The following is a 6,938-nucleotide window of genomic DNA, read 5'->3' on the forward strand; positions in this document are numbered from 1 at the left end:
GTGCCGGGGGCGGCCGGCGGGGCCGCTCCCGGCACCGGGACGCCCGCCGAACCGGTCCTGACGGTCCCCCAGCAGTTGCCCGGACTGCGGGTGGAACTGATCGGCCGCACCGCCGAGTTCCGCTGGCTGGACCGCGCCTGCGCCCCCGACCGGGCCACCGACGGGCCGGCCCTGGTGGTGGGCCCCGCCGGGACCGGCAAGAGCGCCCTGGTCACCGCCTGGGCCCACCGGGCCGCCGACCGCTTCCCGGACGGCCGGCTGTACGCGGACCTGCGCGGCCTCGACCCGGCCGGTCCGGCCGACCCCGGCGCCGTCCTCGGCCGCTTCCTGCGCGCCCTCGGCGTCCCGGAGTGCGCCGTCCCGGCCACCCGGGCCGGCCGGGTGGCGCTCTACCGCGAGCGCACCCGGGGCCGCCGGCTGCTGGTCGTCCTGGACGACGCCGCCGACGCCGACCAGCTCGCCGACCTGCTGCCCGAGGGGCCGGGCTGCGCCGCCGTGGTCTCCGCGCGCTGCTCCCTGGAGAAGCTGGTCGCCACCGACGACGCCGCCCTGCTGCGGCTGACCGCGCTGCCCGAGGACGACGCCCTGGCCCTGCTGGAGCACCTGCTGACGCCGGGCCGGCTGCGCCCCGAGCCGGCGGCCGCCGCCGAACTCGTCCGGCTCTGCGAGGGCCTGCCGCTCGCCCTGCGGATCGTCGCCGCGCGGCTGGCCGCCCACCCGGACTGGACGGTCGCCGCGCTGGCCGCCGACCTCGCCGACGAGGAGGGCCGGCTGGCCGCCCTGGAGCTGGACGAGCGCACCGGCCTGCGCCGGCAGCTGCTCCTCACCCACCGCCAACTGCCGCCGTTGGCAGCCCGGTTGCTGGCCCTGCTGGCCGTCCACCCGGGCCCGGAGGTGGACGGCCAGGCCGCCGCCGCCCTGCTCGACACCGACCCTGCGGCCGCCCACCGGGCGCTCGCCGAGCTGGCCTCCCGCCACCTGCTCACCGGCACCGCCCCGGGCCGCTACCACCGCACCGAGCTGGTCCGGCTGTTCGGCGTCCAGCTGCTGGCCGAACAGCCCGGGCAGCTCCGGGAGCAGGCCCGGGCCCGGCTGCTGGACCACTACCGGGCCGCGCTGCAGCACTGCGGCAGCTACCTCGACCCCGGCCAGGAGGAGGCCGGGGCGCCCGCCCGGACCCCGCAGGCCGTCCCGCCCGCGGTGGACATCCGCACCGCGCTGGACTGGTTCCGCGCCGAGGAGCCGGTGCTCCGGGCGCTGATCGACGAGGCCGCCGTCAGCGACCCCGACCGGGCCTGGCGGCTCGCCCTGACCACCGGTTCGCTCTACTACGGCGCCAGCCGCTTCACCGACTGGCTGGCCCGCGCCGAGGTCGGCCTGGCTGCGGCGGAGCGCTGCGCCGACCCGGTCGCGGTGGCGTTCCTGCACAACTGCCGGGCCCAGGCGCTGGTCGCCCTGGAGCGCCGGCACGAGTCGGCCGAGGCGGCCCGGCGCGCGGTGGCGGCCGTCGAGTCCCTCGAGGGGCCGGCCGCCGCCTCGGCGCGGGTGCGGGCCCAGGCCACGCTGGCCCTGGTCACCGCGATGCTGGGGGACTCCGCCGGGGCGCAGCGGCTGGCGGCGGAGGCGACCGCGCTCGCCGTCCGGTCGGGTGACCGGAAGCGGCTGGTCGACGCCCTGGTCCACCAGGGCTGGGTGAGCCTGGCGACCGGCGATCCGACGGCCGCCGAGCGGCTGTCCCGGGAGGCCAGGGAGCTGCTGCCGCCCCGTCCGGTCACCCAGGTGCACCTGTGGTCGCTGCTGACCGAGGCGCAGGCCCTGCCGCCGACCGTCCGGGAGCACGCCGCGGACCTCGCCTGGCACCGGCTGCTGGCCGCCTGCGAGGAGGCGGGCCTGCTCTACCTCCACGCGGTCACCGAACAGTCCTACGCGGCCCACCTGATGGCCCGGGGCCGCGCGCCGCAGGTGCGGCAGCGGCTGGCCTCGGCGCTGGAGCGCTTCCGCCGGCACGACCGGCTGGCCGGGCACCGCAGCGAGTTCACGGCCGGTCTGGAGGCCTCGCTCAGCCTGCGCGCCGGGGACGGGCCGGAGGCCGGGGGCACGCCCGGCGAGCCACCGGGCGACACGCCCGGCGGCGACCGGACCGCCGTGCACGGTCCGGTCGCCCGGAAGGACTGACCACGGGGGTCGGTGGCGGGGTTCAGCCGGTGGCCGGCGCGTACCCGTGCTCGGCCGCCAGCACCGGCCGCAGGGCCCGGACGGCGTAGAAGTTGCGGGACTTGACCGTCCCCGGCGGCACCCCCAGGTTCGCCGAGGCCTCCAGCACCGAGCGGTCCTTGAGGTGCAGCTCGACCAGCACCTCGCGGTGGTGCTTCTGCACCCGCCGCAGCGCCAGCGCGATGTCCCGGGCGACCACCACCTGCTCGTACGGGTCCTCGGCGAGCGGGCGGTCCTCCACCGGCTCGCCGAGGGCCTCCTGGGCCCGGGCGGCGGCCATCCGGTAGTGGTCGATCGCGATCCGGCGGGCGACGGTGAACAGCCAGGGGCGGCTGTGCTCCGGGCCGGCGGCCAGGGCCTCCGGGTGCTGCCAGGCACGCAGCAGGGTCTCCTGGAGGATGTCCTCGGCCTTGCCGCGGTCGCCACCGGTGTTGCGCAGCAGGGCGCGCAACAGGTAGCCGCCGTGCAGCCGGTGGATCTCGGCCAGGGTGTCGGGGTCGAGGGTCCGTCGGACCGGGGCCGGCTCCGCCGCCGCGACGGGGTCGGCAGGGGGGCCCGCGGGCGGCTGGGCGACGGACGTGGACGGAGCGACGGACTGCTTCGACACGCGCTACCTCTCAGGTCGGGCAAGGGCACATGGCAGGGCTTCCGCCGGACATCCCCCGTGGCGGCAGACAGCAGCCTGCCGGGCGCCGCCAAGGACCTGCCAACGATCCGCCAACGCCCGGACCGGGCTCAGTCCGTGCCGGGTGCCGCCGGGCCGTCGTTGAGCGCCTCCACCAGGTCCTGCACCCCGTCCTCGCCCCGGTGCTCGATCAGCACCGCGACCCAGCCGGCCAGCCGCTCCCGCTCGGCCACCGTCCACCCCGGTGCGGAGGGGTGCTCGTCCACCACCAGCGCCCGGGCCAGGCCCAGCAGCCCCGGGGTGGGCTCCACGCGCCGCTGCCGCTCCGGCAGCACCCCCAGCGCCAGCCGCCGGGCGACGGCCGTCACCTCGGCCGCGCCGCAGGCCGGCACCGCCAGGCCGGACGGCCCCGGCAGCACCGGTGCGCCCATCTGCACCAGGGCCGCGATGTACTCCCGCACCTCCGGCCCGTCCGCTTCCATCCGGCGTTCCTCCCCCGTCCCGTTCCGTCCCGCTCAACGGCGCCCGCCCCGGTCGGGGTTCAGCCGTAGCCCACCGACCGTACCGGTCGGTACGGTCACGGCCCGAAGCCGCCGGTCCGTCCGTCGGTCCGTCGGTCCCGTCCGTCGGTCCGTCGGTCCCGTCCGCCGTTCCGTCCGCCGGTCCGTCCGTCGCCCGGCCCGGTCGGGCCGGATCGCATTGTGCCGGTCGGTGATGAGAAAACCGCGGGCCAGGCCCCGGCTCCGCCACCGGGCAGCGGCGCGGCCGACCAGGGGCGGCTGCCCCCGGCCGGCCGCCGGTACCGGGTGGGACGTCACTTCTTCGGCGGCGCCACCGAGATCTGGTACGGGTGGTGGTGGGTGCCGCCGACGTGCAGCTCCTCCTCGGGCCTGCCGGCGAGCCTGGGCAGCACGTGGGTGCCGAACGGGTCGGTGACGGTGACGGCGGTGCCGTTGCGGCGCACCTGGTGCGGCGAGCCGGTCGAGTACGAGGCGAGCGCGAGCCCGGCGCTCGGACTCGCACCACTGGTGGCGGTCCCGAAGAGGGCGCTGGACACGGTGAGCGTGGTCGGCGCGGTGCCGAGCGTGGTGTACCCGGACTGCTCGCCGGCGTAGGCGCTGCCGAAGGCGGCGCCGCCGCTCACGGTGGTGCCGGTGGGCACGGTGACCGGGACGGCGGTGCCGGCCGGGCCCTGGACGGTGACCACGCCGCCCTGGACGTAGCCCCCGACGGTGCCCGCGGTACGGGTCTGCTGCCAGGCGGTCTGCTGCTGGAGGGTGGTGCCGGCGTCGGTGAGGGTCTGGTTGACCAGCGGGGTGTCGGCCGAGTACCAACCGCGGTAGGTGGACAGGATGGCCGTCAGGGTCTGCAGGGCGAGCCGGTCGTCGGTCAGGTTCGACTGGTGCATGAAGAACGGCCGCGGGTCGTTGCTCAGCACGTACCCGAGGGTGATCCTCACCTGCAGCGGCAGCACGTAGCCCGCCCAGCCGCTGTTCAGGTCGAGCGGCGTGATGCAGGTCGTGGTGGTCGGGTTGGCCTCGCAGTTGCCGCTGCCGCCGTTGGCCTTCGAGGTGTAGAGCCAGTTGTACTCGCTCACCTCGTCGGACTGGGTGGAGACGTTGTAGAAGACGTTGACCGGGTGCCGGGGCACGCCGAGCGCCGAGGCGATCTGCCGCTCGCCGGTCTCCCGGGAGGCGTCCACGCCGAGCCACTGGATGTTGTTCCGGCTGAGCGCGGCGAGGAAGTTCGGGTTGTCGGCGGACTGCTGCGGCAGCATCACGGTGCCGGAGTGCTCACCGGCGACCAGCTCGCCCGGCCGGAACGGCAGCCCGTTGGCCTGGCCGAACTGGATGTTCTGCCGGATCTGGCTGTCGACGGTCGCCTGGTCGACGTACTGGACCGCGCCCGTCGAGTCGGTCTGGCACTTCCACGGGATCACGGTGAAGTTCTGCACGCAGCCCAGGAACGGGTGCTGGTAGGTGTGGTTGAGCCACATGAAGCTGTTCTTGTTCGCCAGCAGGGCGGTGGTCAGCGGGTCGGTGCCGCCGTTGGCGTCCGCGTAGTCCAGGCTGGGGCCGCCGTTGAACAGGAAGTCCAGGGTGTAGCCGTTCTGCTGCTCCCAGGCGACGGTGGCGGTGACGTCCGCGGGCGTCATCCGGATCGGCGCGGTCGCCGGGACGCTGCCGACGCAGTCGCCCTCGCCCGGGGTGCAGTTGCCGACCTGGCTCCACCGGGAGTTGGCGTTGAAGAGGTCGTCGATGTGGGCGGAGAAGTAGTTGCGCCAGTAGCCGAGGTGCACGCCCTTGGTGACCCAGTCCACGATGCCGTGCGCGAGCAGCCGGAACTGCTGCTGGTAGTAGTTGTAGGCGAAGGTGAGCACCAACTGCTGGCGGCCGCCGGAGGTGTAGACCCCGGCGAGGGTGCCCTGGGTGCCGGTGCCGGGGACGGTCTCGGTCAGGTACGGCTCGAAGTGCGAGCCGGTGGCCGGGTCGTCGGGCAGCGGGGTCGGCAGGTAGCCGTACGATCCGCTGCCGCCGGCGGTGCCCTCGAAGGTGACCGGGCCGTTCAGGTAGCGGAAGGCGTCGCCGCGGGCGGCGGCGGTCGCGGTGGCGGTGGTGGCGTCCAGCGAGCCGGACCAGGCCGGCGCGGTCAGGCCGGTGTTGGCGCCGGGCCAGACGTAGGCGTCCACCTGGCGGACCTGGTAGGTCCGCTCGTACCCGGTCAGCGTGCCCAGTTCGGCCGCGGAGAGCTGGGTCGGCGCGTCGTTGGGCAGCACCACGCCCTCGAAGTGGCCGTGCGGGGTGCCGTCGGCGAGGGTGTCGGCGAGGAAGCCGGCGGTGATCGTGGCCCGGCTGCCGCTGGTCAGGTCGATGACGGTGGTGGGCACGCCCTCGGCGGCCAACTGCTGCCGGATGCCCTCGACCCAGGGGTTGCCGTCGGTGACCACCAGGACGTTCAGGTCCACCCGCGAGCTGGTGGCGGCGGCCGGGACGACGGTGGCCAGCCCGATCACCGCGGTGGCGACGGCCAGTGCGACGGCGGGGAGGAAGCGGAAGGCTCTCACGCGAAAGCCCCCTGCGGTATTGCGGGGAGTCGGCTCATGTCAGCCGATCATGCCGGTCCGGAAGGGCCCGGCGCAGCAGCCTGGGAACAAGGTTTGCCAAGGGCTGGGGAATTGCTGGGAAAGCCCGCGGCGGCGCCGACCCCGCCTCAATGCCGGGCACGTGGACGAAATTTGACGATTCCGACCGCACGGCCGTGACCAGCGACTCCCCCTCCCGGAGCCCTTGGCCGAGCCCGGATCCACCGGTTCTGGCGGGCGCCTGACAATTTCCTCTCCGAGTGCGCCCCCGGGATTTTCCCCACCACCCCCGGAATACCGGTCAGGTCAATTCCGGGGCCCGCGCGTAGGCCCGGCGCGGCCCCGGCCCGACAGGCCGCCGCCCATCGGGTACGAACCCCGGAACGGCGCGGCCGTCAGGGGCCCGTCAGCGACGCGTCAGCAGTGCGTCAATCCGGCCGGGCGCGGGGCCGGAGCAACGCAAGCTGGGGGACGTACCTGCACGTTCCGCAGGTCCTTCCGGAGGTGAGTCGCATGTCCGTGGTCGCTGCGTTCCATTCCGTCGTGCCCGACGTCCGCCGCCGGGGTCAGGGGCTGCGCGCCGCGTTCTCCCAGGTGCTGGAGCGGCTGGCCGCCAGCCCCCTGGACAGCCCCGTGCTGGGCGCGATGGGCGCGCCGCGCTCGACCGACCGCCCCGCCGGCGGGCTGCACGCCCACTGGCACACCGTCACCCGCCCGGACGGGAGCAGGGCGCTCGAAGCCGGTTGGCGCCCCGGCCGCTGAGGCGAGCGGCGCCGACGGCCGTCCCGCACTCCCCCGAGAGGGCGCGGGACGGCCGTCGTGCGCCGGCACCCGGCGGGCCGCGCCGGTGATTTTGCCCTTCCGGATCGGGCACCGGTAGACACGGTCCCGACACGGTGCGTGACGGCGCCGTGCGCGACCTCCGGAGAATCTCAATGACCGTGTCAAGCCGTCTGCGTGACCGGCGGAGCGGAGGTGAACAGCCTGTTGTCTCGCAGCATCGCCCAAAGCACGTCG

The 6,938-nt window shown here is 75.4% G+C and carries 5 protein-coding genes; 2 read left to right on the forward strand and 3 right to left on the reverse strand.

The annotated features are described in order from the left end of the window. On the forward strand, positions 1-2,175 hold a 2,175-nt coding region (locus AB0F71_RS39500; RefSeq protein WP_360246054.1), incomplete at its 5' end, for an NB-ARC domain-containing protein. A 22-nt stretch (positions 2,176-2,197) separates the two neighbouring features. Here the strand turns inward: AB0F71_RS39500 and AB0F71_RS39505 are convergent. The 3 genes from AB0F71_RS39505 to AB0F71_RS39515 form a co-directional block, all read right to left on the reverse strand. After that, positions 2,198-2,821 (reverse strand): sigma-70 family RNA polymerase sigma factor, encoded by a 624-nt coding sequence (locus AB0F71_RS39505; protein WP_360246057.1) that lies wholly within the window; start codon positions 2,819-2,821, stop codon positions 2,198-2,200. Positions 2,822-2,949: 128 nt separating this feature from the next. Beyond that, positions 2,950-3,321 carry a hypothetical protein gene (locus AB0F71_RS39510; RefSeq protein ID WP_360246060.1) on the reverse strand — a complete coding sequence of 124 codons (372 nt, stop codon included), beginning with the start codon at positions 3,319-3,321 and terminating at the stop codon, positions 2,950-2,952. A 332-nt stretch (positions 3,322-3,653) separates the two neighbouring features. After that, positions 3,654-5,903 (reverse strand): hypothetical protein, encoded by a 2,250-nt coding sequence (locus AB0F71_RS39515; protein ID WP_360246063.1) that lies wholly within the window; start codon positions 5,901-5,903, stop codon positions 3,654-3,656. Positions 5,904-6,434: 531 nt separating this feature from the next. Here AB0F71_RS39515 and AB0F71_RS39520 point away from each other — a divergent pair. Then, positions 6,435-6,683, forward strand: coding sequence for a hypothetical protein (locus AB0F71_RS39520; protein WP_360246066.1), 249 nt, complete (start codon positions 6,435-6,437; stop codon positions 6,681-6,683). Positions 6,684-6,938: the final 255 nt, after the last annotated feature.

Origin of the sequence: Kitasatospora sp. NPDC028055 (assembly GCF_040637885.1) — a bacterium.
Lineage (GTDB): Bacteria > Actinomycetota > Actinomycetes > Streptomycetales > Streptomycetaceae > Kitasatospora.

What these genes read in the sequence shown, in the direction of transcription:
- AB0F71_RS39510 (WP_360246060.1), bottom strand. Translation starts at nt 3,321, where the DNA reads ATGGAAGCGGACGGGCCGGAGGTGCGGGAGTACATCGCGGCCCTGGTG.
- AB0F71_RS39520 (WP_360246066.1), top strand. Translation starts at nt 6,435, where the DNA reads ATGTCCGTGGTCGCTGCGTTCCATTCCGTCGTGCCCGACGTCCGCCGC.